This is a genomic window from Paenibacillus alginolyticus DSM 5050 = NBRC 15375 (assembly GCF_000422905.1).
GTDB classification, from domain to species: domain Bacteria; phylum Bacillota; class Bacilli; order Paenibacillales; family NBRC-103111; genus Paenibacillus_E; species Paenibacillus_E alginolyticus.
This window is the reverse complement of record NZ_KE383950.1, coordinates 26,166-49,623: the sequence shown is the minus strand read 5'-3', so window position 1 is coordinate 49,623 and position 23,458 is coordinate 26,166. Positions and strand designations below refer to the sequence as shown.

General features: G+C 43.7%; 23 protein-coding genes and 1 riboswitch. Of the genes, 12 read left to right on the top strand and 11 right to left on the bottom strand.

What is annotated here, in order from left to right:
• Nucleotides 1-214 precede the first annotated feature (214 nt).
• A complete protein-coding gene (locus G519_RS0140265; RefSeq protein WP_029199346.1) occupies nucleotides 215-868 on the bottom strand; it encodes a transcriptional regulator in 654 nt (217 codons plus the stop codon).
• A gap of 620 nt (nucleotides 869-1,488) precedes the next feature.
• On the opposite strand from G519_RS0140265, the gene G519_RS53215 reads away from it, so the two are divergent.
• Both G519_RS53215 and G519_RS0140255 read left to right on the top strand, forming a co-directional pair.
• Complete coding sequence (locus tag G519_RS53215) at nucleotides 1,489-1,968, top strand: CBO0543 family protein (RefSeq protein ID WP_051254194.1); 480 nt, start codon at nucleotides 1,489-1,491, stop codon at nucleotides 1,966-1,968.
• A 74-nt stretch (nucleotides 1,969-2,042) separates the two neighbouring features.
• Nucleotides 2,043-2,264, top strand: a complete 222-nt coding sequence (locus G519_RS0140255) for a hypothetical protein (protein ID WP_029199344.1) — start codon at nucleotides 2,043-2,045, stop codon at nucleotides 2,262-2,264.
• 98 nt (nucleotides 2,265-2,362) lie between these two features.
• Here the strand turns inward: G519_RS0140255 and G519_RS0140250 are convergent, their stop codons facing one another.
• Nucleotides 2,363-3,280, bottom strand: a complete 918-nt coding sequence (locus G519_RS0140250; RefSeq protein ID WP_029199343.1) for a LysR family transcriptional regulator — start codon at nucleotides 3,278-3,280, stop codon at nucleotides 2,363-2,365.
• 142 nt (nucleotides 3,281-3,422) lie between these two features.
• Between G519_RS0140250 and G519_RS0140245 the strand changes: the two genes are divergently transcribed.
• Together G519_RS0140245 and G519_RS0140240 are read left to right on the top strand one after the other, a co-directional pair.
• Nucleotides 3,423-5,423: a YhgE/Pip domain-containing protein gene (locus G519_RS0140245; protein WP_029199342.1), complete on the top strand. Its 2,001-nt coding sequence runs from the start codon at nucleotides 3,423-3,425 to the stop codon at nucleotides 5,421-5,423.
• 84 nt (nucleotides 5,424-5,507) lie between these two features.
• Nucleotides 5,508-5,921: a VOC family protein gene (locus tag G519_RS0140240; RefSeq protein ID WP_029199341.1), complete on the top strand. Its 414-nt coding sequence runs from the start codon at nucleotides 5,508-5,510 to the stop codon at nucleotides 5,919-5,921.
• A gap of 86 nt (nucleotides 5,922-6,007) precedes the next feature.
• Here G519_RS0140240 and G519_RS0140235 read toward each other — a convergent pair whose 3' ends face one another.
• Both G519_RS0140235 and G519_RS0140230 read right to left on the bottom strand, forming a co-directional pair.
• Nucleotides 6,008-6,880 carry a carbohydrate ABC transporter permease gene (locus G519_RS0140235; protein WP_029199340.1) on the bottom strand — a complete coding sequence of 291 codons (873 nt, stop codon included), beginning with the start codon at nucleotides 6,878-6,880 and terminating at the stop codon, nucleotides 6,008-6,010.
• Between the two features lie 109 nt (nucleotides 6,881-6,989).
• Nucleotides 6,990-7,940 (bottom strand): ABC transporter permease, encoded by a 951-nt coding sequence (locus G519_RS0140230; protein ID WP_036635827.1) that lies wholly within the window; start codon nucleotides 7,938-7,940, stop codon nucleotides 6,990-6,992.
• Nucleotides 7,941-8,087: 147 nt separating this feature from the next.
• Between G519_RS0140230 and G519_RS0140225 the strand changes: the two genes are divergently transcribed.
• The 3 genes from G519_RS0140225 (at nucleotide 8,088) to G519_RS0140215 (ending at nucleotide 13,301) form a co-directional block, all read left to right on the top strand.
• On the top strand, nucleotides 8,088-9,902 hold the full coding sequence (locus tag G519_RS0140225; protein ID WP_051254193.1) for a sensor histidine kinase: 1,815 nt from the start codon (nucleotides 8,088-8,090) through the stop codon (nucleotides 9,900-9,902).
• Between the two features lies 1 nt (nucleotide 9,903).
• The gene (locus tag G519_RS0140220; RefSeq protein ID WP_029199337.1) at nucleotides 9,904-11,511 is read left to right on the top strand and encodes a response regulator transcription factor; all 1,608 of its coding nucleotides are present in this window, start codon (nucleotides 9,904-9,906) and stop codon (nucleotides 11,509-11,511) included.
• Between the two features lie 107 nt (nucleotides 11,512-11,618).
• Entirely contained in the window at nucleotides 11,619-13,301 is a 1,683-nt protein-coding gene (locus tag G519_RS0140215) for a type 2 periplasmic-binding domain-containing protein (protein WP_029199336.1), read from the top strand.
• Between the two features lie 58 nt (nucleotides 13,302-13,359).
• On the opposite strand, the gene G519_RS0140210 is transcribed toward G519_RS0140215, so the two are convergent.
• Nucleotides 13,360-13,941 carry a TetR/AcrR family transcriptional regulator gene (locus G519_RS0140210; RefSeq protein WP_029199335.1) on the bottom strand — a complete coding sequence of 194 codons (582 nt, stop codon included), beginning with the start codon at nucleotides 13,939-13,941 and terminating at the stop codon, nucleotides 13,360-13,362.
• Between the two features lie 312 nt (nucleotides 13,942-14,253).
• On the opposite strand from G519_RS0140210, the gene G519_RS47010 reads away from it, so the two are divergent.
• The 3 genes from G519_RS47010 to htpG all read left to right on the top strand — a co-directional run bounded on the left by G519_RS47010 (nucleotide 14,254) and on the right by htpG (nucleotide 18,750).
• Nucleotides 14,254-15,396 (top strand): MFS transporter, encoded by a 1,143-nt coding sequence (locus G519_RS47010; RefSeq protein WP_244280379.1) that lies wholly within the window; start codon nucleotides 14,254-14,256, stop codon nucleotides 15,394-15,396.
• 456 nt (nucleotides 15,397-15,852) lie between these two features.
• Nucleotides 15,853-16,512 carry an NAD-dependent epimerase/dehydratase family protein gene (locus tag G519_RS0140200; protein WP_029199334.1) on the top strand — a complete coding sequence of 220 codons (660 nt, stop codon included), beginning with the start codon at nucleotides 15,853-15,855 and terminating at the stop codon, nucleotides 16,510-16,512.
• A gap of 357 nt (nucleotides 16,513-16,869) precedes the next feature.
• Complete coding sequence (gene htpG / locus G519_RS0140195) at nucleotides 16,870-18,750, top strand: molecular chaperone HtpG (protein WP_029199333.1); 1,881 nt, start codon at nucleotides 16,870-16,872, stop codon at nucleotides 18,748-18,750.
• 49 nt (nucleotides 18,751-18,799) lie between these two features.
• Here the strand turns inward: htpG and G519_RS51000 are convergent, their stop codons facing one another.
• Nucleotides 18,800-18,973 (bottom strand): hypothetical protein, encoded by a 174-nt coding sequence (locus G519_RS51000; RefSeq protein WP_154669677.1) that lies wholly within the window; start codon nucleotides 18,971-18,973, stop codon nucleotides 18,800-18,802.
• Between the two features lie 83 nt (nucleotides 18,974-19,056).
• Nucleotides 19,057-19,153, top strand: a riboswitch (cyclic di-GMP riboswitch).
• 39 nt (nucleotides 19,154-19,192) lie between these two features.
• On the opposite strand from G519_RS51000, the gene G519_RS0140185 reads away from it, so the two are divergent.
• Nucleotides 19,193-19,384 (top strand): hypothetical protein, encoded by a 192-nt coding sequence (locus tag G519_RS0140185; RefSeq protein ID WP_029199332.1) that lies wholly within the window; start codon nucleotides 19,193-19,195, stop codon nucleotides 19,382-19,384.
• Nucleotides 19,385-19,566: 182 nt separating this feature from the next.
• Here G519_RS0140185 and nrdR read toward each other — a convergent pair whose 3' ends face one another.
• Nucleotides 19,567-20,046, bottom strand: coding sequence for a transcriptional regulator NrdR (nrdR, locus tag G519_RS0140180; protein WP_029199331.1), 480 nt, complete (start codon nucleotides 20,044-20,046; stop codon nucleotides 19,567-19,569).
• A gap of 108 nt (nucleotides 20,047-20,154) precedes the next feature.
• Here nrdR and G519_RS0140175 point away from each other — a divergent pair, with 108 nt between their 5' ends.
• The gene (locus G519_RS0140175) at nucleotides 20,155-20,379 is read left to right on the top strand and encodes an alpha/beta-type small acid-soluble spore protein (protein ID WP_029199330.1); all 225 of its coding nucleotides are present in this window, start codon (nucleotides 20,155-20,157) and stop codon (nucleotides 20,377-20,379) included.
• Nucleotides 20,380-20,481: 102 nt separating this feature from the next.
• Here the strand turns inward: G519_RS0140175 and G519_RS0140170 are convergent, their stop codons facing one another.
• From G519_RS0140170 to mutM, 4 genes are all read right to left on the bottom strand, one after another.
• Entirely contained in the window at nucleotides 20,482-21,081 is a 600-nt protein-coding gene (locus G519_RS0140170) for a lytic transglycosylase domain-containing protein (protein WP_322786742.1), read from the bottom strand.
• Entirely contained in the window at nucleotides 21,057-21,653 is a 597-nt protein-coding gene (coaE, locus tag G519_RS0140165; RefSeq protein WP_029199328.1) for a dephospho-CoA kinase, read from the bottom strand. Before coaE ends, G519_RS0140170 begins: the two co-directional genes overlap by 25 nt.
• Before the next feature lie 92 nt (nucleotides 21,654-21,745).
• Nucleotides 21,746-22,489: an MntP/YtaF family protein gene (locus G519_RS0140160; RefSeq protein WP_029199327.1), complete on the bottom strand. Its 744-nt coding sequence runs from the start codon at nucleotides 22,487-22,489 to the stop codon at nucleotides 21,746-21,748.
• A 97-nt stretch (nucleotides 22,490-22,586) separates the two neighbouring features.
• Nucleotides 22,587-23,447 (bottom strand): DNA-formamidopyrimidine glycosylase, encoded by an 861-nt coding sequence (gene mutM, locus G519_RS0140155; protein WP_029199326.1) that lies wholly within the window; start codon nucleotides 23,445-23,447, stop codon nucleotides 22,587-22,589.
• Nucleotides 23,448-23,458 lie beyond the last annotated feature (11 nt).

Genomic DNA, 23,458 nt, shown 5'->3' with positions numbered 1-23,458 from the left:
GTCTGCGTCGAGTTTTCTTCGTCAGCCCCACTTGTAATGTCATTGCTAACGACCCGCATTGTACTTATACATGAGAATACGCCTTCTCGATTGATTTAACGAACACCAGTGACGTTATGGAGTAGGGTATAGGCTGAATGCTAATCTTTTGCTTAAAATAGCGCATCTTGAATTCGTAGCAACTTCAGATCTATGCTCTTTGATCAAATAAGAATTATTGAGTTCGTAAGGCGTAAGAACGATAACGTTGCCTACCGCTGGCTACAAACAGAAATTGGTGCTCAACTAACTTGTGAAGAATCCGCCGCGCATGCTGGTCTGTAATTCGTAAATGGGAGGACAATTCTGATGGCGTAAATGGACGAGGTATCCGTCTCGCGTAACGGATCGTTTCAGCTTCAAGCCAGGTCAAATTTTTAGGCACATCCATCGCAATGAACTTCCCAATAAAGGAAAGTACAAACTGCTGGCAACGTTTGGGTTCATCCGTAATGGAAAGATAGGCAATCGGCATAAAGATCCAATCGTCAAGTGCTAATAAACATTGCCGCCAACATAAGTCCTTAAAGCGACGCACATCGAGGTCTCTTGCGTGGGGTCCATAGCCTTGTATTTCGATTCCTCCCTTTACATCGCCACCAGGCATATAAGCCAAGTCCAGATAACGATACCCATTGTTAGAATCACGCACCTCCCATTCGGGATATAAATCATTGAAATTTCTTACAGCAGGAAACCAGACAAAACGCAAAAATTCACGTGTGCCATGGCCAAGTCCCTTCTCCAATAATTCGCGCCTTCTGTGATTTTCTTCTTGAGCAATGACTGATTTCATCCATTCCTCATAGGCTTGGTCAAATCTAGTTATCACTTGTCACTTCCTTCCTTAAAATTGGCCGCTGAACCGAAAAAGCCACTTTGACACAATCTCACCCAGGAAGGTGGAGAATGTGTCAAAGCGGCGTGTGCTTCACGGCCAATGTTATAGTGTTAGTATAACGAGAATGAGAATTATTTCAATATCTATCTAACATGCGACTGAGCAGCATTTCATCGTTAATGGATAGTGAAGCTGACTGACCCATATCACCCTCATCACCATTATCATCCGCATATGCATCATCATCCAGTGATCATTTATCCTGTTCCATATTCGCATCATCCTCACCATCCGCATCACTATCCAATGCCTTATCATGGTATGGAAGGTGGACAGTGGACCGGCCAACAAGGTGGATGGCAAGGTAGGCATAGAGAAGAACAGACTAACAAATTTGAAACAGAGTCGGGCGAGTTTCTCGTGCGGCTCTGTCCTACTTCCATTTAGGTGGTTTATCATTGGGCCGCATTGATCATAATGGTTTCAGGATTATTATTTGGCTGTTATTTTTTTGGGCTAAAAGCGCTTTTCGGATATCTAACCTATAAAGATTAAAACTCTTCACTTTTGACGATAATTCAAGTATTAAAATAACGGGACTGATAATTATGGATATGATCATTCTTTACTCAGTTTGGATCATTACTGCTGTTCTTCTGGTGATATTTATTAAACCGAAAAATTCGATCAAAGCACAAGTAAGTTTTTTATTCATGCAAATTCCCAGTTGGTTATTTGGTGCTTGGGTTGTCCAAAAAGGATTAATTGAATACCCTGTAGGGTTTCTAAAGATAGTTTACAAATCAAGTTTTACTTTTGAATTTTTCGTCTTCCCTTCCGTAAGTGCCATTTTTAATGTTCATTTTCCTAAAGACAGATCAAGGTTTGTTAAATCTATTTACATTCTTATTTTTCCAACAGTTATTACAATAATTGAAGTCAATCTAGTAAAGTATACTCAATTGATTAAATACTTAAATTGGGAGTGGTATTGGAGTTTCATTACCATAACCTTCACTCTATTAATTTCATACGGTTACTATCTGTGGTTTTTCAAAAAAATAAAGAAAATGTATGGTAATCCATAGATATAAAAAAATTCCTATTCACCTCTAATCAATTGTGATAGATTGATTTTATAACCAGTTGGAGGTATATCACTTTGAATCCTGTCACCGAGAATTTCGTTAAGCAACATCAAAAATATTTGTCCGATAACCCCAACGAACTAGAGAAATTCGGCTCAGTCTATGATCACATGCTATTTTACTTGACCAGTATTCTGAGTATTGATGAGAAGCAAGCTTTGCAATGTATCCTTGATCTCAAAGCGGATATCTCTTGTGATCATCTTCCTTACATCGTTAAAAGCGAAATAATTTGAAAGCGGTTTAAACACCGGTTCAATTGGATCTTAGTTACGAGCTTCTACCAACCAATCCGACAATCCGTACCCTATAAGGTTGCGGATTTTTTGTTTGTTCACACTACCTCCTCGGGGTGGATGCTCTCTGTTATGCAGTTTAGCTTAGCGAAATAGTCCACGATAAACTGCTGAAACCGCCCGGCAGCCTGTGAAAGATAACGACTTTTTGACCAGGCCATTCCGATTGTTCGGTGACAGGCAGGAGACGTGATCCGAAGCCGTACAGGTGAAGGAACCGTTGTATCCGGGAGGGACAAGGCAGGCACGAAGGCAACGCCCAACCCTTTGCGTACCAAGCTGCCGATAATATTCGGTTCATCCCCTTCGAAAGCAATATTAGGCGTAAAACCAGCCTCTCGGCAAAATGCGTCCGTCAGGTTCCGAAAGCCGTACCCCTCGTTCATACTAATAAATGGCTCATCCTTTACTTCCGAAAGAGAGATCGCATCACGATCTGCTAACCGATGCTCAGGCGGGGCTAACAGGAAGATTTCCTCCGTCATGAGCGGTTTCCATTCGATGTCGGAGCCTTCGATCGGAATTGAAGAAATGCACAAGTCGATTTCCCCGTTTTCCAGCAGGCGCCTCATGGAGGAAGTCGATTCAATCAACTGCCGAAGCCTTACATGTGGAAATTGCGTTAAGAAAGCACCCAACAATTCTGGCAATATTCGGGGAATCGTCACGGCCAACGTGACCGTTCCTTCATGCAGCCCTGCTAAATCATTGAGCTCCCTTTTCCCCTCGTTCAATTCCATGAATGCACGTTCCACCCTAGCAAGAAAAGCTTTTCCGAACGGATTCAAGCGGATTTGGCGGCCTTTGCGGTCAAATAAATGTACGCCCAAATCATTTTCTAGACGAGCAATAGTCTTGCTTAAGGAAGGTTGGGCGATTTGAAGTTCTTCCGCCGCTTTAGTCATGTGCTCCAAGCGGGCAACGGTTTGAAAATAGTGCAGCTGTATAAACTCCAATGAGTGATCATTCCCTTACGCTAATAGCCTAAAAGCTATCATTTTATAATAAATTATGTATTATACTTTATCATTTGGAGTAGCTACAATAAAGGATGTGAGTTCAATTAAAGAGCAAATTATAAGGAAGTGAAGATGGATTATGAAGAGTGTTCAACTCATCCTCAGGGATTGGAAGGCTCTGCTTCAGCATAAGCACGGGCGAATCGCACTCGGATTTTTGGTTCTGGTTCCCCTAATCTACGCCGGATTATTTCTAGCTGGGTACTGGAATCCCTATGGCAGACTGACTGAATTACCTGTCGCTATTGTGAATATGGACCAAGGATCCATGTTGGACAACAAGCCTATCCACGCGGGTGACGATTTTGTTGCCGAGCTTCAAAAAAACAAAGAGCTAGACTTTCATTTCGTTACTTCAGTTGAAGCTGAAGACGGCTTAAAAGACGGACAATATTATATGACGATCATGGTGCCTGAAAATTTCTCCAAAGAAGTCGGGACGCTCATGGACGAACATCCGAAGCCGGCACAGCTGATTTATAGAACGAATGCCGGAACCAACTACGTTGCTTCCCAAGTCGGCTCTTCGGCCGTCAAGGAGATGAAGGCAAAAATCGACGCGAGCATTACCAAATCTTATGCTGACGGCGTTTTCGCTAATATGCAAGAGCTGGCAAAAGGCATTAGTGACGCTGGAAACGGCGCCAAATCCTTAAATCAAGGCACATCCCGTGCCAAAGATGGGTTCTCCCAGCTGACGGATGGCATTCGCCAAATATCCGGAGGTGCCTCGAGGTTACAAGAGAGCAGCGGCCAACTAACGGAAACCGAACACCAGCTGCAGCAAGGAGTCCAGAGCACTGCTGAAGGAACTGCCAATATGGCTGAACATATGAACCGGCTTGCCGATAGCCTTCAGTCGATCGAATTCGGCTCGTCTCAGATCTCTCAAGGCTTGATAGAGTGGTCGGACGGCAGCAAACAAGCCGCTCAGGGACAAGCTCAAGCTGCACAGGACGCAAAAAGTCTGAACAAGGCATTGGCCGACTATGTCAGCGCACATCCTGATGCTGCTAATGATGATAAGCTGCAAAGCCTCGTGAAAGCATCCGAAGGATTGACATCAAACTTAGAACGAATGTCCGCAGCTCTGTCCAAGCTTTCGGATAGCTCGCAAAAGTTAAGTGATGGACAAGTCCAAACGAGTGAAGGTATTCAAACCTTCGGTAGCAAGCTTAAGCTGGCTACTGACGGAGTTACGCAATTATCCGGCGGCGCAGCGAAGCTGCAGATGAGCTTTGTGAAATGGGGCAACGGTTTCGAGTTATTTGCTGGAGGAGTTCAAACACTCGCGAACGGCGGTCAAAGGCTAGATACAGGTACAAATGAACTGATGAACGGACTCATTCAGTTGACAGACGGTTCCGGAGAACTTTCGAGCAAACTAAATGATGCGGCACTGAAAACGTCAGGTATTCATATGGATGATGCTAGGTCATCGATGTTTGCCGAACCTGTTCAGCTTGTCGAATCGAAGGTGACGAACGTACCTAACTACGGCAGCGGCATTGCTCCGTATTTCTTATGCCTGGCCTTCTTCGTCGGTGGCATCATGGCGGCCAATATCCTTCCTCTTGGTCGTCGGCAAGAACCTAATATTGCTGGAAGCACGCACTTTACAAATAAACTTGGCCTATTCTATACAATCGGTTTAATCCAAACGGCAATTGTTGATACGATCGTTCTTCTTGGGTTCAAATTGCAAGTTACAAGCATTCCGCTGTTCATATTATTTACCTTATTAGTATCCTTTACATTCCTGACGATTATTCTCATGCTCATAAACTTATTCGGTCTGGTCGGTAAATTCGCAGCGGTGACCTTGTTAATTCTGCAGCTTGCCACATGCGGCGGAACGTTTCCAACGGAACTGAGCTCTCCAGTTATGAAAGCGATCGGTCAATGCTTGCCGATGACATATGCTCTCCATGGGCTTCAACATGTCATTACACTAGGTGGCCACACGCAAATCGGGCATTATGCCTTGATTATGCTCGGGTACCTGTTCATCGCTGCATTGATTGGTTTGACAGCAACGATGATCCAGCATCGGAAGCAAGGAGAAGCCGCGGCCCATTAAATACAGATGTTACATCATTTTTCATGCTAAAATTAACCATAAGTACTCAGTACTAGTCACTACGAATAAAAAGGAGAGTTGATGATGACAAAAGAATTTTGGCTCAATCTGCCAGTGAAAGACCTCAAAAAGTCAAAAGAGTTTTTCACGAGTCTTGGATTTTCTTTTCATCCGCGACATCAAAATAGCGATGATGCCGCTGGGTTGCTAATCGGAAATAGCAACGTTATCGTGATGCTTTTTCCGGAGTCCACTTTCAAAAGTTTCACAAAAAATGATATTGCGGACACTAAGCAAGGCACAGAAGTATTGCTTTCCTTTGATGCCGAGAGCAAAGAAGAAGTAGATGAGATGTTGGAGAAAGCGGCAAAGGCAGGCGGCACAATTTACGGTGAGCCCCATGATCAGGGCTGGATGTATGGCGCTGGATTCACTGATTTGGATGGTCATCGGTGGAATGTGTTGTACATGGATATGAGTAAGATGCCGAAGGAATAAACATGTATAATTATAAAAGAAGAACACTGTAGCCATAAAGGTTACAGTGTTCTTCTTTTGTAATAGCTTATGCTTGAACCGACAAGTCATTCCTTGACGGCACCGATGGAAATCCCATTAACAAAGAACCGTTGCAGGAAGGCGTAGACCACTAATATTGGCAGCACGCCGATAAATATCTGAGATGCCCGAATCGTTCGTTGCGATTGATTGGCAACCGCTGACAGATCAATCTTGGACATATCCGCTTGAACAATGATGGTTTGCATGAAACTTGCAAGCGGGAGATGCTCAGCATCTTTCATATAGATCAAGCCGTCAAAATAAGCGTTCCAATGTCCCACCATCGTAAACAAGGTAATCGTCGCTATGGCTGGTAATGAGATTGGCAAGTAAATCATGAAAAAGGTTCGCAAATGTCCGGCTCCGTCAATAAAGGCAGCTTCCTCAAGATCTTTAGGAACGTTACGGAAGAAGTTAAGAAGCAGAATGAGGTTATAGACTGCTACCATTCCTGGCAGAATAAGCGCCCACAGCGTATTCATCAAACCAAGCTTATAGACAAGGATATAGTTGGGAATCAGGCCCCCGTTGAACAGCATAGTTATGACAAAATACCAGAGATAGCCGGTGCGAGCGCGAAAGACGCGAGTATCTTTCGAGAGCGCGTAAGCTGCAATTGCGTTAACTAACATCGCAAGCACCGTTCCAAGGACAGTCCGTTGTATGGATACCCCAAGCGATGTAAGAAATTGGGCATTGTTAAACGTTTTTGCGTAGGCTTCAAATGTAAAACCGATCGGCCAAAACGTAACCAACCCAGCGTTGGCAGGAGCGTTTGAGCTTAAAGACACCATCAGTAAATGGATTAACGGAAGTAGGCAAAGAATAGAGATTATGATCAACAGCGTATTGTTAAACACGGTAAATATGCGATAAGATAACGTTTTGTGGTACATATGTTGTCCTCCTTAAAGTTTTCGTCAGAAAACTGGCCTCGTAAGCCTTACTGAGTTTTCGCAAGAAAACTGGCTTCGTAAGCGTTACTGAGTTTTCGTAAGCATTCGCTTAGAAAATTCGATACCCAGCGAATCGATAAGCAAGACGGTAGGATATGATGATTAAGATTAAGCTGATAAGCGATTTAGATAGACCGACTGCCGTTGCGAAGCTGAATTGTCCACTAAGGAGACCTTCCCGATACACAAACGTGTCAATAATATCTCCCTGCTGATAGATCAGAGGACTATACAAGTTAAACACTTGGTCGAAGTTCGCATTCAGCACATTGCCGAGAGCCAAAGTTGCAACTACGATTGCGATCGGTATAAGGGATGGTATCGTAACATAAAACGCTTGCTTGAAGCGGCTCGCTCCGTCAACTTCAGCTGCTTCGTACAGCGCTGGATTAATAGCCGTAAGCGCCGCTAGGAAGAAAATCGTATTGAACCCAAATTCTTTCCAGACATCACTGAAGATAATGGTAAATCGGAACCAACTGCCGTCGCCCAGAAAGAAAATCGGCTTAATGCCAAACACACTGGAAAGGAACTGGTTGACAAGCCCAGTCTGGGCAAGCAAATCAATCAGAATGCCTGCGAGTGTAACCCAGGAAAGAAAATGGGGAAAGTAGACAAGTGTTTGGATCGACCTTTTGAGCCCTATGTTCCTTACCTCATTCAATAACAGGGCGAAGATAAATGGGATGATTAAGTTCAGCACGATCTTGGCACAAGCAAAGAACAGGGTATTCCACGTAATTTTCAAAAAGTAATCATTCGCCAACATATAATGGAAATGCTTCAAGCCCACCCAAGGGGAGCCGGTTATTCCCAATCCTGATTTATAATCCTGAAACGCCATGACGATCCCCGACATGGGAAGATAAGAAAAAACGAAAACCAATATGACAGCCGGCAGCACCATGAAGTGAAGCATCCATGGTTGCTTGTAGCTACTTTTCCTTTTCACGCGTTCGGTGGCCTTGTGGGTCACTTGCAGATCTGTATTCGCCTCCATAGCTCTCTCTACCCCGTTCCATAAAAACTCATTTGTGTATTTTGACAAACCCTGATATATATAGTATCAACAAACGCTACCCTTAAACTATAAGACATTGTTAGGATTGATAGGGTTTTGTTAGGACATCTTTTAGGGGGATCGGCTATGGAGCTGCGCAGAGGCATCGAGTTAATCAAAAGAAGGATGAGTTCAAGGTTTAGCCTATTTGCCAAAATGAACGGTCTGATTGTCATTTTATTCATCCCGATCATTCTTGTATTTACCTATTCCAATAGAATCGCATTCAATGTTATAGATAAAGAACTTCAGGCATCCAACATCAAACAACTCTCTTTTCTATCCAGTCAGATTGACTCAAGGATCAATCAGATGATGGACTTTGTCATGACCTTTTCCAAAGATCCAAATGTTCAGAAATTCAATGGATTAAACATCTGGGAAGATCGCTATGATCGCATGCAGACTAGATATGCGGTTCAGGAAAAGATGGTGCTGCAGTCCGGTATTATGAACATATGGCCGGTTAAATACACGGTATATTCCCAACAGAACAAAGAAGCCATTTCTAATGCCATTAGAACGTCCGAGTACGATGATAATTATTTGAAAAGGAATATGACCGGAAAATGGACTTATGGGGATGGCGAAACGGTGCCCAAAGGTGATCTGAAGTCCTTCTATTGGTTCTATACGGATTCTTTCGGCCAACAGGATACGCTTAGTGGAAGTAATTTGGTGGTTGAAGCCAGCTTTGGTCATGAAAATATTCAAAATATGCTGGACACTTATAAGGCAGGCGGTCAAGGAGATCCTTTCTTTTACCACAAGGGAGAGACTCCTATACTGAATCGCAGCGCGTCCACGCAGCTATCCAATGACCTCATCCATTATTTGGACGGGCAGTCTCTGGCAGATACGATGCAGAAGGTCGTGAGATTAGAAAATAAAAATTATTTGGTTAGTGCTGTGAAATCTCCCCTATTGGACTGGCATCTGGTTGACATTGTTCCACTGGATCAAATCTTGGGTCCGATATCGTTCAGCCGCAATCTATTCTATTTATCGATGGTCCTGCTTTTTGTAGTCGGTATTTCTTCCTCCGTGCTGCTTTACCGGAACGTTCAACGTCCGATTAGAAAGCTGATTCGCGGATTACAGAGCGTGCAGCGGGGGGATTTTTCAGTTAGGATCAACGCCAATGCACATAATGAGTTTTCTTTTCTGTTTTATCGATTTAATGATATGTCTCAGCAAATTCAAGGTTTAATTGAAAACGTGCTCAATGAGAGACTACGGGCCAGGGATGCGACTTTGAAGCAATTGCAGGCTCAAATTAATCCGCATTTTCTTTATAACTGCCTAGGCTACATTGTTAACATGGCCCAGATGAAGAACGAAGAGGCTGTCGTTTCAATGGCGTATAATCTGAGCGCATACTACCGTTACACGACCCGAATGGAAAGGGAAACGGCTAGTCTGGACGAAGAAATTCGACTGATCGTCAACTATTTGGACATTCAGAAACTGCGTAACGGCAGAATTGATTATCATATCGATATACCCGAAGAGCTGCTGAACCAACAAGTTCCACGCTTGCTGCTGCAGCCGATTGTGGAAAATGCCGTCATTCATGGGGTTGGGAAATCGTATTCATCGGGTGAAATTCGAATCAGCGGCGAGATTGTAGGCGGCTACTGCAGGATTTATATCGATGACGACGGTCCTGGGATGACGGAGGATCAGCAAAAGGCGCTAAATTGTAAAATGCGGGAGCCCTTGCAAGAGAAAATGGGCTGCGGTCTTTGGAATACCAACCAGCGGATCATTCATCAATTCGGGGATAATTCTTACCTTTATTTCACGAAATCGCCTCTAGGAGGCTTTCGAACAGAGATTATTTGGGAAATAACCTCAGGAGAAGAGCATCGCCATCATCCCTTCATACAAGGAGACACGTAACATGCAAATGATCATAGTAGACGATGAAGCTCACTGGGTAGACAACCTATCCATGCATAAGCCTTGGCATACGCTCGGCATCGAACAGGTTCATAAAGCTTATTCTGCGCATGAGGCGCTTCAAATCCTTGAGTCGCATCCCATCGATATTGTCATATCTGATGTGCTCATGCCTGAAATGACCGGTATAGAGCTGATAGAGCGAATTCGCATGTTTGATAAAAAAATAAAATGCATTATTTTATCCGGTCATTCCGACTTTGAATTTACGAAAGAGGCGGTCCGCCACCAAGCGGTGGACTACCTGCTTAAACCGCCTACCGACAACGAGTTGTTTGACGCAGTCAAATCTGCGATTGATCAATTGAATACGGAATGGGAAAGCATTAGCTCCTATGAACGCACCCAATACACGCTTCGGGAAAACTTACCGCTTCTTCGCGGCCAATTGCTTCTTGATGCCTTACGGGGTCATCGCATGCCCACCGAAGAATGGAGTCGGAAGCTGGAGAATTACGGACTACCGTTTCGTTATGGGGACTGTGCCCTCCTGCTCGTCCGAATGGAGGAAGAATTCGGGCAATATAAACACAATGGGCAGCAATTAATGGAATATGCCATCATCAATATGGCCGAAGAGATTATCGGAGAATTCACAGAGGTCTGGGGTGTTAAGGAAGAGCATGGGTATCTTGCCTTTCTTCTTCAGCTCAAGGAAGACCATTCTGACGTTGGGAAAGAAACTATTTTAGAAAAGCTTGCCATGCAGCTTCAGTATAAAGTGAAACAATTCTTGAAAGGATCTCTGTCCATCGTGATTACGGAATGGTTTCAATTTCCCGACCAGCTACCTGATCATTATCGGCAGGCCTCAGCCTATTTCCGGCAAATTGTAGGGGATGAACGGGAGTTCGTTATGCGGGTTGGTGATTTCGAGCAAAACGTTTCGAAGGGAACCTTGGACGCTATTCACATGCCTCCAACATTGATTAATCTGCTTGAGGTTGGGCGTTGGGATGCAGCGGAAGATAAACTAGGGACCGTGTTCGCGGAGCTAGATGATAGATGGTCCGAATCCTGGGAGCACTGTATGGAGGCTGGATTTTCAATCGCTGCTTCCTTCACGCATCTAGCGCATCGGAACGGCTACACGTTGGCCAACTTAATTGGCCCGGAGATTGAAACCTTACAGAGCGGAGAAGCCTTCTCCTCCATCAGCAAGCTTAGAAAGTGGTCTCTGGGCGTGCTTGGCAAGCTCAAAGAGAATACATCGAATGAAATCAAGGATATTCGATCCCTTTATGTGAAGAAAGTCCAGGATTTTGCGGAGAAAAACCTTCATCTCGATGTTTCGCTGCGTGCGCTGGCAGACCACGTGAATTTGCATCCGACACATTTATCCAAAATTTATAAGATTGAAACCGGTGAGGGAATAAGCGATTACATGTCCTCTCTCCGAATGGAGCGTGCTTGTCATTTGCTAAAAACAACCGACAAAAAAGTGTATCAAATCAGCATGGAAGTCGGTTATTTGGATCCAGCTTACTTTATCAAAGTGTTTAAACGCCAGTTCGGTGTAACGCCGCAAGAATTTAGAGACAGCAATTAATTGCCTAACAAAGTCTTACGGAAACTAAAATAATCATATAGATACCTTCCCCAATAAGTTGGTAGAGTTAGCATGTAGTAATCTTACACCGTAGGGGGAAATCAAAAGTGAATACATTCAAAAAATCATGGCTGCTGCTCGTGGCCACTTCACTCATCGTAGTCTCGGCTTGCAGCTCAAAGACCGGTGAAGCCGGAAAACCAGACACTACCGGTTCGAAAGACGTTGCTGCATCCGATGCTGGATTCACCAAAGGCAAATACGATCCGCCAATTGAAATTAGCACCGTCGTCATGTTTGCCCCGCCAAAGAAATATGTCAAAGGCGACACCAAAGAAAACAATGTCCACGACCGTTGGATGTTGGAGACACTTGGTATCAAGCACAAAGATACCTGGTACCCTGCAGGCGGGGATCAATATAAGCAGAAGCTTCAGCTTGCTATTGCTTCCGGCGAGAAACTGCCAGATTTCGTATTCGTACCAACGGACCCCGTACTAACCAACCAATTGATCGATTCTGGCCAGTTTGTTGCCATTGACACGTTATTTGATAAGTACGCTAACAAAACTTGGAAAGACCATGCCGCTCAACATCCAGAACTATGGTACCCATTCACGAGAAATGGCAAGAAGTACAACCTGCCAATTCTGGAATATACAGATAATGACGATACGATGTTGTGGCTTCGGGAAGATTGGATGGAGAAGCTGAATCTTTCGGCTCCTAAGACGATCGCAGATTTAGAGAACGTGATGGACAAATTCAAGAATCAGAACCCGGACGGGTTGTCTCCTAAGGACGTCTATCCGCTCGCGATTTCCTTGAAAAATAATACGAACACATGGATGGGCGGGCTTGATTGGCTGTTCGGGGCTTACGGCTCCGTTGAGGAGCAATGGAACAAAGATGCGAATGGCAAGCTTGAATATGGTTCTATCAATCCGGGGGCCAAGAAAGCGCTAGCGAAGCTTCAAGAGTGGATGAACAAAGGCTATATTCATCCAGATGCAGCTTTGTGGGACGAAGGTAAATCTGCCGAGATCTGGACAAAAGGAAATGCAGGTGTGTTGCCTGGAGCTAACTGGGTTCCAGACTGGCCGGCTCCGGATTTAATTAAGAACGTAAAAAATTCGAAATATAAAGCCTATCCGGTTCCCGCAGGTCCAGATGGACTGGCCGGCACGAAATGGCAAAACTCTGGCGTAAACAGCAGCTTCATGATTAATAAAGATGCTAAGCATCCAGAAGCCATCTTCCTGTACTACAACTATATGCTAGACAACTTGGCCAACCCGCCAACCGGCAGCAAATTCGAAAACGGCTTTGCCAAAGGCTACGACTGGGACATCGTGGACGGAAAACCAACCAGTGATAAAGATAAAATCAAGGACTTCAGCAATGACTTCACATTCATAACCGGACCAGCGCGGATTCCAGACCTGTATATGAAGACGCTGGTTAAGCTTGCGGACGGTAAAACTCCGGAAACTCCTTACGAGAAGCAGATCGCAGATTTCCGCAAACCTGAAAACTGGTATGCTGCGAAAGTCGTTATGTCCCAAATGGATATTCGCAAGCAAAACTATTTTACTGGTGCGGCGACGCCGACCATGATTTCGAAATGGAACCTTCTACGTCAGTCTGAAATGGAAACATTCAACAAAATCATCTATGGCAAATTGCCAGTGAATGCGTTTGACGAATTCGTCGCTAGTTGGAAGGCTAATGGCGGTGATCAGACAACGAAGGAAGTCAACGAGTGGTACACATCAGTAACCAAAAAATAAAATGGTAATATGAAAACTTCGATTTAGAAAACGGGCGAAAGCCCGTTTTTTTTACGTCCTATTTGAGCAATGAAAGTGTGAGTTCTATAGAATTATTCATAAATGAGCGATCTGGCCGTGATTTCATCATGACAGTAAGCCCAATTAACGATACTACAAGCGTCTGTGCTAAGGCTAATGCATTCGTAACGTTCTCAAGCTCACCCGATCGTATGCCCCGCTCAATCGTTTCTTGAAATATAGCGGATAGATACATCTGATGCTCTCTTGTGAGTATTTCAAATTTGGCGTCGTGAGGTGCAAGTTCCACCATCGTGTTCAGGCAGAAGCATCCCCGATTAGGCCCCTCCTCGTATTCTTCAGTCACTATACTTTCAAAATAGAAACGAAATGCTTCTTTAACGGATGACTTTTTTTGAAGTCGAGCTCTAACATTAGAAGCGTGAAACTGCGTATATTTACGAAGCGCAGCTTCAAACAGTTCTTTTTTGTCACCAAATGCGGAGTAAATGCTTGGACGCTGGATTCCCATTTTGGACGTCAAATCACTTAACGAGGTTGCCTCGAATCCTTTTTCCCAAAATACATGCATAGCTGCGTCTAATGCCTTTTGCTCATCAAATTCACGGAGCCTCGCCATGCTAATTCCCTCTTTTCATAACGATCAGTATGATATAATACTATACTTCCCGGTGATTCATTGTCAAACAGTTGACAAAACAGAGTTATTCGACATATATTTTTATCTTAATAACGTACTGATCAGTATGTTATTATGTAATTTATTCAAGGAGGCGAGTGCACAATGGAAAAGCTTGAAGAAAATATGGTGGTTACTATTGGAGATGCAAGCGGGGTAGGAGTGAATACAGTACGAATTGAGTCCGACATATCTGAATCGGGTGAATCCCAATTGATTCACACTTCATCACTTTCATGCTCGGCCACACTGATGCTAACAGTCGCCAGCGGGCTGGCTGTCGCCAATATCTATTTCGCACAACCGCTGCTCGACTCTATAGCTAAGGAGTTCAGCATCAATCATTCGTTCATAGGCATAATTATTACAATCACTCAGATTTGCTATGCTTTGGGACTTCTACTTTTAGTACCGCTTGGCGATCTATTTGATCGACGTCGTTTGGTTGTCAGTATGCTGCTATTATCCGTATTAGCACTTTTCACTGTAAGCATTGCTCCTACAATAACTGTGCTTTTGGGGGGTATGGCTGTGGTAGGGCTGCTTGCCGTCGTGGTACAGGTGCTTGTCGCATTTGCTGCAACTTTGGCTGCACCGACTGATCGTGGCAGAGTGGTTGGCTTGGTGACAAGCGGTGTCGTGATCGGCATTCTGTTGGCACGCACCATCGCTGGTGTACTGACGGATCTCGCTGGCTGGCGTGCCGTCTATTATGTCTCCGCGGCAATAACGCTTTTCATGGCTATCGCTTTATTTCGGATGCTGCCACACCACGATAAAGTAAAAGTTCCCCTATCCTATCCGCAATTGCTGCGCTCCGTGGTCACCCTGTTCATTCAAGAACCGATACTGCGCATACGTGCTGTCATCTGTATGCTAATCTTTGCTGCGTTCAGCATTTTATGGACTTCGCTCGTACTGCCGCTCAGCGCTCCTCCATTATCTCTTTCACATACATTAATCGGGTTGTTTGGACTAGCAGGTGTTGCGGGAGCGCTAGCAGCTGCGCGAGCTGGACGTCTCGCCGATCGTGGACTAGGACAGCGAACAACCGGTATAGCTCTTGTTCTGCTTCTAGGATCTTGGTTGCCGATTAGCTTTACCGAGCATTCGCTATGGGCATTGATCATCGGAGTTGTCGTTCTGGATCTCGCGGTGCAGGCTGTGCACGTCACCAATCAGAGCATGATTTTGAAGTTACGTCCAGAGGCACGCAGCCGTCTCACTGCTGGCTACATGATCTTCTATTCAATCGGCAGTGCTGTCGGTTCAATTTCTTCAACTGCTGTCTACGCTCATACTGGCTGGATCGGCGTATGCTTGCTGGGTGCCTCAGTAAGCGTCTTGGCTCTGCTCTTTTGGGCATTAACTCGACGCCTAATGCTTACGTCTTAAATTTACGAACTCTAGGAGTTAAAATACAAAACCCGGTTTACTGCCTATCAGCAGCAGAGCCGGGTTTATCATGAATGGAAATCATTATCCTCCTCACAACCGGTAGGCATAACGCTATAATTCGATTTTTAAGTCTTTCAATTCAATAGAATTCTCCTCTTGTTGCCTAAAATAGTTTCATGAATGCAATCATATCTGGAACATGTTAAATGTCTTCAGGATGAAATGTTTAATTACTATTAGATTCCCGTTAGCCATCCATGTCCCTCACAGGACACCACAGAATAATGAAAATTAGTTTCGTGAACAGCTACTTTCAGGGTAGTTATTTAACACGCTTGGCGTAAATGTTAGGATAAATAAAATTGAATAATCGATTACTTCTGTACGATTAATGGTAGAATATTCATTACGGAACGTACATTCGATACAATTGAAGTGAAAGGTGTGATAGATTTGAACGTCCTTCTTTTCGGAGCTACAGGCATGGTCGGACAGAGCGTGCTGCGCGAATGCCTCCTCGATCCTCAAGTTCAGAGCGTGCTAACTGTAGGTAGAAACACCACCGGTCAGAAACATCCCAAATTGCACGAACAGGTGCATGCTAATCTTCTGGATCTATCTGACATTGAGCATAAACTGTCGGGCTTCGACGCTTGTTTTTTCTGCCTTGGTGTCTCTTCCGCGGGCATGACCGAAGACCGCTATCGGGCAATCACCTATGATATTACGATGCATGTTGCTGAGACATTAGTGAGATTGAACCCCAACATGTCGTTCTTTTATGTAACAGGAATGGGAACAGATAGTACGGAAAAGGGTCGCAGTATGTGGGCGCGGGTGAAGGGAAAAACGGAGAATGATTTGCTTAAGCTTCCATTTAAGGCGGCTTACATGTTCCGTCCAGGAGGTATTCTTCCATTGCACGGCGTCAAGTCCAAGACTAAACTGTACCAGAGCATTTACACCATAACGAAACCTCTCTACCCAATGTTAGAAAAATGGTTCCCGAATTCGATTACGACTTCAGAGAAGATCGGACGCGCAATGATCAAAATTGCCAAACAAGGGTATCCAAAATCAATCATTGAAGGCCGTGATATCAATCTCATTTGAGAATTTGGCAATGATGAATCTCCCATAAACTTGGGGCTGTCCAAAGTGGATATTATGCCTCTACGGAAGAGCATGACCATTGGGAAAAACCTTCCTTTCGTGTACGCAGTAAAATATGCAAGAACAACACAATGAAGAATATGGGTTCCCCAGTGTGGATATTCTCATGCGGATTATAACGAAATAACGAAATGTACGGCTCAGAATGGTTGCAAATAGCTTCAAAAAGTTCATATCGAATGAAATATTGACAATAAAATAAAGGAGTGTTATAAAAGTAAGGAATGGCACTCAGCAACTGAGAGTGCTAATAATCATCTCTGACTAATTTCTACATATTCGAAAGGAGATCTCCCATTGGAAAAGAAACAGTTTCAAGCTGAATCCAAACGCTTATTGGAAATGATGATCAATTCGATTTATACGCAAAGAGAGATATTTCTAAGAGAGCTTATCTCCAATGCCAGTGATGCTATCGACAAAATTTATTACAAAGCTTTGACCGATGACACGTTGGTATTTGACAAAGATAGTTATTTCATTAAAGTGGTTGCCGACAAAACGAATCGCACACTCACACTGCGTGATACGGGTATTGGTATGACGAAGGAAGATTTGGAGAATAACCTGGGGATCATAGCGAAGAGCGGATCTTTGGCTTTCAAAAAAGAAAATGAAGCAAAAGACGGTCACAATATCATCGGCCAGTTCGGCGTTGGCTTCTATTCAGCGTTTATGGTTGCAGATGTTGTTACGGTTATTAGTAGAGCTTTAGGCAGCGATACTGCTTACAAGTGGGAGTCCACTGGCGCCGATGGCTACACGATCGAAACAGCGGAGAAAAGCGAAGTGGGCACGGAGATCATTCTGAAAATTAAGGATAATACAGAAGATGAGAACTTCGATGAGTTTTTAGACGAGTATCGTTTAAAGGCGATCATCAAAAAATACTCTGATTTCATCCGTTACCCGATTAAAATGGACATCACGGGAAAAAGGCTGAAAGAAGGCAGCGAAAGCGACTTCGAGGATTACCAAGAAGAGCAGCATGTCAACAGCATGGTTCCTATTTGGAGAAAAAACAAAAGCGAACTGACTCCGGATGATTACGAGAAGTTCTATCACGAGAAACATTACGGCTTCGACAAGCCGCTCAAACATATTCACGTTAGCGCAGATGGCGCTGTCGTCTATCAAGCCATCCTCTTTATCCCGGAAAATATTCCTTTTGACTATTATTCCAAAGAGTACGAAAAGGGCTTGGAGCTCTACGCCAATGGCGTATTGATCATGAACAAATGTGCGGATTTGCTTCCTGACTATTTCAGCTTCGTTAAAGGAATGGTTGATTCCGAAAGCCTATCGCTCAATATTTCCAGAGAAATGCTGCAGCATGACCGTCAATTGAAGCTGATTGCCAAAAACATTTCAAGCAAAATCAAAGGCCAGCTGCAAAGCCTGCTGAAAGACGAAAGAGAGAAATATGAGCAATTCTACAAATCCTTCGGCCGACAGCTCAAATTCGGTGTCTACAGCGATTATGGAAGCCATAAGGACGTCTTACAGGATCTGCTGATGTTCCACTCCTCCAAGGAGAAAAAGCTGGTTACGTTGGACGAATATGTGGCAAGAATGCCGGAAGATCAGAAGTACATTTACTATGCTTCTGGAGAATCGATGGAAAGAATCGATAAGCTTCCACAAACCGAGCTTGTCACTGACAAAGGCTATGAGATTTTGTATTTCACTGATGATATCGATGAATTCGCGATCAAAATGATCATGACTTACAAAGAAAAAGAATTTAAATCCGTTTCAAGCGGCGATCTTGGTATTGAAGTAGATGACAGCCAAGCGGAATCTGATGCTGACAAAAATGACAACAAAGAGCTTTTCGATTATATGAAAAATCTGTTGTCAGGCAAAGTTACAAACGTCAAAGCATCGAAGCGTCTTAAAAAGCATCCTGTGTGCTTATCGACGGACGGCGATGTGACCATCGAAATGGAAAAAATCTTAAATGCGATGCCAAATAACCCTAACGTGAAGGCTGAGAAGGTACTGGAAATCAACGTCAATCACGAAGTGTTCGCATCCTTAAAAGACGCTTTTGACAAAGATAAAGAGAAGCTGAATCTTTATACAGCCCTGCTGTACAATCAAGCACTCTTAATCGAAGGTTTGCCTCTTCAAGATCCGGTTGAATTCACGAACGACATCTGCAAAATCATGGTTTAATACGATTAAAGCACTACAACCCTTACGTTGTAGTGCTTTTTTTATACGATCAACCACTCTTATAATCTGGAAAGGTTTCCTTTACCTCATATTGTTCCTTCGAGTCCGAGTTTGCATACACATAAGCCAATAAGCGATCTTGATCAATTCCGAGAGAGTTAGCAACTTTTACGATATCTAATTCATAAGAAATGCTTGGAATTTGATTGGACTTGACGGACATATGCTTCAACCATCCTTCGAATAATGTAATAAATGGATACTCAATCCGTAAATATGATATAGTTTTCTTACAAACATAAATCGGTACGATAAAGGCAAAACCACTGAAAAGTGGTGACGCAAAGCTACAGGGACTAAAATGGCATTCTAGGAATGTCCAAAATGTCAGCCAGCTACCGCCTCCGTCCGATTGATGTAGAAAGACTAGGAGGGAACAAAGATGATGGGAAAAATTACGGTGGATGGTAGAATGAGTTTGGATGTACAGCAATTAATAGATAACTTGCATCTTCCAGAAAGTGATCTTTTAAACATGTTCTCCTTTAAGTTTGATAACAACGTTTTAACCCCAGATGAAGCTATTCGGTTTATTCATTTTCTTAGGAGTGAACTGGACAAACGCACTCAATAAAGGAATTATGCACGAAAGCATACAAAAATACAGTCGGTTGATGTCTAAAGATTTATTTTTTTCAAATAAATTTTAATCCCATGATTGTTGATTTCACGGGAAAAATAAGAAAAGACAACGGGAATCCCGCTGTCTTTTTCTTATTTTTTGTCATATTTACAGATTAAATTATTCATTTTGCATTATTTATCCCGGAGCAGTCCGGTATCATGCTTTCCCAATATTTGCGTAAGCTCCTTCAGGAACATATTGATGTCCTTAAACTGTCGGTATACGGAGGCAAAGCGAATGTACGCCACTTCATCGACGGGGTACAGCTGTTCCATGACGATTTCGCCAATGCTTAAACTATCCACTTCAGCATGAGCCGTGGTGCGAAGCTGCATTTCCACTTCAGATACCATCATCTCAAGCCTCTCCATCGATACCGGGCGCTTCTCACAAGCTCGAATCAAGCCTCTTAATATTTTCTCTCGACTAAATTCTTCCCTACTTCCATCTTTCTTAATCACGATTAACGGCGTTTCTTCCACCATCTCAAATGTGGTGAATCTTCTCGCACATTTCTCACATTCTCGACGACGACGAATCGATTTGTTTTCATTAGCTGAACGTGAATCAAGAACTTTCGTACCGGAATAGTCACAGAACGGACACTTCATTCGCTATCTCTCCTTTCTCTTTTTTGATCTATTACCATATGTTACATGTCATGAACTTAGGAGATATGCACACAATACTATTACCAAACGACAAGGAGGTGAACAGACATGGGCGCAGGACAAAACCGTAACAGCAATACTTTAGTTGTTCCTCAAGCTAACGCAGCCTTGGATCAGCTAAAATATGAAGTAGCACAAGAGCTTGGTATCGCCATCCCACAAGATGGTTATATGGGTAATATGGCTACTCGTGATGCTGGTGCCATTGGTGGTAACATCACTCGTCGCTTAGTACAAATTGCAGAGCAATCCTTGGCTGGTCAATTCAAGTAATCTTGAATCCTAGCTACTGAAGCTCCAAAACAGGAAGTATTGGACTCTAAGCCCCCACAAGGAGCTAGTCCAATGCTTCTTTGTTTATGAAGAGAAGGAATCCTAATTCTTATTCCCCCATTGTTCCGAATAAAGCTTCGTGTATTTCTCGTAATAATAGAGCACCCGCTGAACATAATGACGTGTTTCCCCGAATGGAATTTGATTAATATGCGCTTCCGAACCATCCCAAACGTTATTTTGCTTCCATTTATTCACATTCCCTTGGCCTGCATTATAAGCCGCAATCGCATAAATTAAATTACCATTATAATGCTTCTTAAGCCAGCTCAAATACCAAGAACCAAGATTAATATTTACGTCCACTTTTAATAAATCTTCCTGCATGTGAGGCCCTAAATTCGTGGATTCTACTATCCAGTCTGCTGTGTCAGGCATAAGCTGCATAAGGCCTAACGCGCCTTTTCTTGACTCCAAATGATACTTGTAATTCGTCTCAACCTTAATAATCGCAGCAATTAAAAATGGATCTATATTGTGTTTCGCCGCGCTCTGCCTAATTTCCTGCTCAAAGTAGATCGGGTATAGCTTTCTTCCGATAAAATCACTATTCATAAAGAGAACCAGAACAAAACAGACAAGAAGCAGGGCAAAAACTCGTTTTTTACGTAAAAAGATCATGAAAGCCCCTTGTCTAGCCAAAACCGCTCCACTTCAGCGTTCGTTTCTTCCCATGTACCACTATTGTCAATGACAACATCCGCGAATTTACGTTTCTCCTCAATAGACATCTGAGCTTCTATGCGATTATTCGCCGCACTTTCCGTCAGTCCATCGCGCTCAATAAGCCGCTCCAACTGTACCCAACGCGGCACATAAACAACCATAACCTCTTCAAACAGGTAGGATAAATTAGATTCGAATAATAAAGGGACATCCACCACAACCAGTTTATCCGGAAATTGCCGTTCATAGGCTTCCATCTGTTCACGTATTTGTGCACGAATTGGCGGATGCAGAATACTTTCCAACTGCTTGCGTGCCTCCGTATTCCCAAAAATGATCTCTCCGAGCTTCTTGCGATGAAGCGAGCCGTCTGCCTGAAGAACGGCTTGTCCAAATTGTGCAGCAACCTGTTCAAGAACAGGGCTGCCGGGCTCAACAACATCGCGTGCTATGGTATCCGCATCTACTAATAGGGCGCCGCGGCTGACCAGCATGGCGCTAACCGTGCTTTTGCCGCAAGCGATTCCTCCTGTTAACCCGATATTCATGGGCAGATCTCTCCTAATCGTTTTCCACTCGGAAAACTTTCTCATATCCCAATGATTTACGAAATAAATGATTTCTTTGCATAAAGGACGTGCTACAACATTTTCAAAAGCCCCATAATAATGAGTACACATCCCGGCAGAACAGACAGTTTCTTCATCCAATTCATTTCCGCGTACCGTAAACCAAACCGCAAACCTAACGCTATAAATGAACCACTGGATATCGATATGACGGAAGCTGTTAGCAGTGGAACGAAACCAATTAATGCTGCGCCTATGCCTGCACCGAACGCATCCAAAGATAGCGCCAAACCAAGCAATGTAGCTTCTGAAGCTGAAATATAACCCGATTTGTCAACATCTGCAATGGATGGAGTGCGCAAAATTTGAATAACCAGTCCGAAGCGTTTCAGTTCGATATTCAGTATTTCCTTCGTTCGCTGCAAAGTATCAAATGTGAGAACCTCTCCAGATCCAGGTTGATTACCCTCTGATGAAGGAAGAACACTGCTTATTGATGCTTGATCCAAAGAGGAAGCTCCCTCTCGTTCCTGATGCTCTTGCGACTTTTGTTGTCTCGTTTGTGCCAATGCCCAGATGCCAATCCCGATCAATATAAGAGCACCGAAACGCTTAGCTACCAAGGGAGACATGAAGGAAGACATCAATACACCGATCTGCATCGAGCTGTAGATAATGATACCAGACCAAAGTGATATAATCGCAATGGATACGAACGGAATTCTTATTTTACGTAATCCATACATCACTCCAACGCCGAAACCGTCCAAAGAAACTGCGAAAGCAAGAATAAGTAGTGAAACTACAGGAAGCATAATACCCCTCCTAAGAGTTTTACCTAGAAACCAGCTTGTAAGCCGATTCTCTAGGCTAAGTACTCCTTATCATATGGGAAGGGCATGCTTCACGTGCCTATTTCTCTAATTTCTTTCGGGTTCTCGTCTTCTTTAACGGTTGACAGGTTGGGCAAATATGCGTTCCTCTGCCGCCAACAACGGTTTTGTAAATCTCTCTCCCGCATGTTTTACACGGTTGTGACTGTCGGCCATAAATGTTGAATTGATGCTGGAACAAACCAATTTCGCCTTGTCCATTCACGTACGATTTAATGGAGGAACCTCCAACTTCAACCGATTCACGAAGTGTACGAATGATGGCGGAGTGAAGGAGTTCGAGTTCCTTCTTGCTCAGTGAAGAGGCTTCGCGTTCGGGATGGATGCCAGCCAAGAAAAGGGACTCGTCTACATAAATATTCCCGATTCCCACGATATATTCTTGATTGAGCAGCAGCGGTTTAATCTTCGTCGAACGATGAGCGATCCGGTCTCGAAAAGCCTCGAAGGTGAAGTCTTCATCAAGCGGCTCAAGTCCGAGCTTATGCAGCGGAGGCTGTGTGAGCTCTTCCCCTTTGGGGAACAGATGCATCGTTCCAAATTGTCTTACGTCCTTATAACGGAGCTCGCTGCCATCTGTGAAACGGAACAACACATGAGTGTGCTTCTCCACCGGATCTTCAACATCATACAGACCATATCGTCCTTCCATCCGCAGATGCGAAACCATGACGTAATCGGTAAGAATGAAGCGCAGAAATTTCCCTCTGCGTTCTATCGTCTCGACCGTTTGACCTTGCAGCAAAATCTCAAACATACGAATATCATCAGGCTTTTGGATAATGCGAGGCAGTCTGACCTGAACATGCTCAATCGTTTTTCCGGTGATTAATTGGTTCAGCGTACGTCTGACCGTTTCGACTTCAGGTAGTTCAGGCACGGATGTTCACC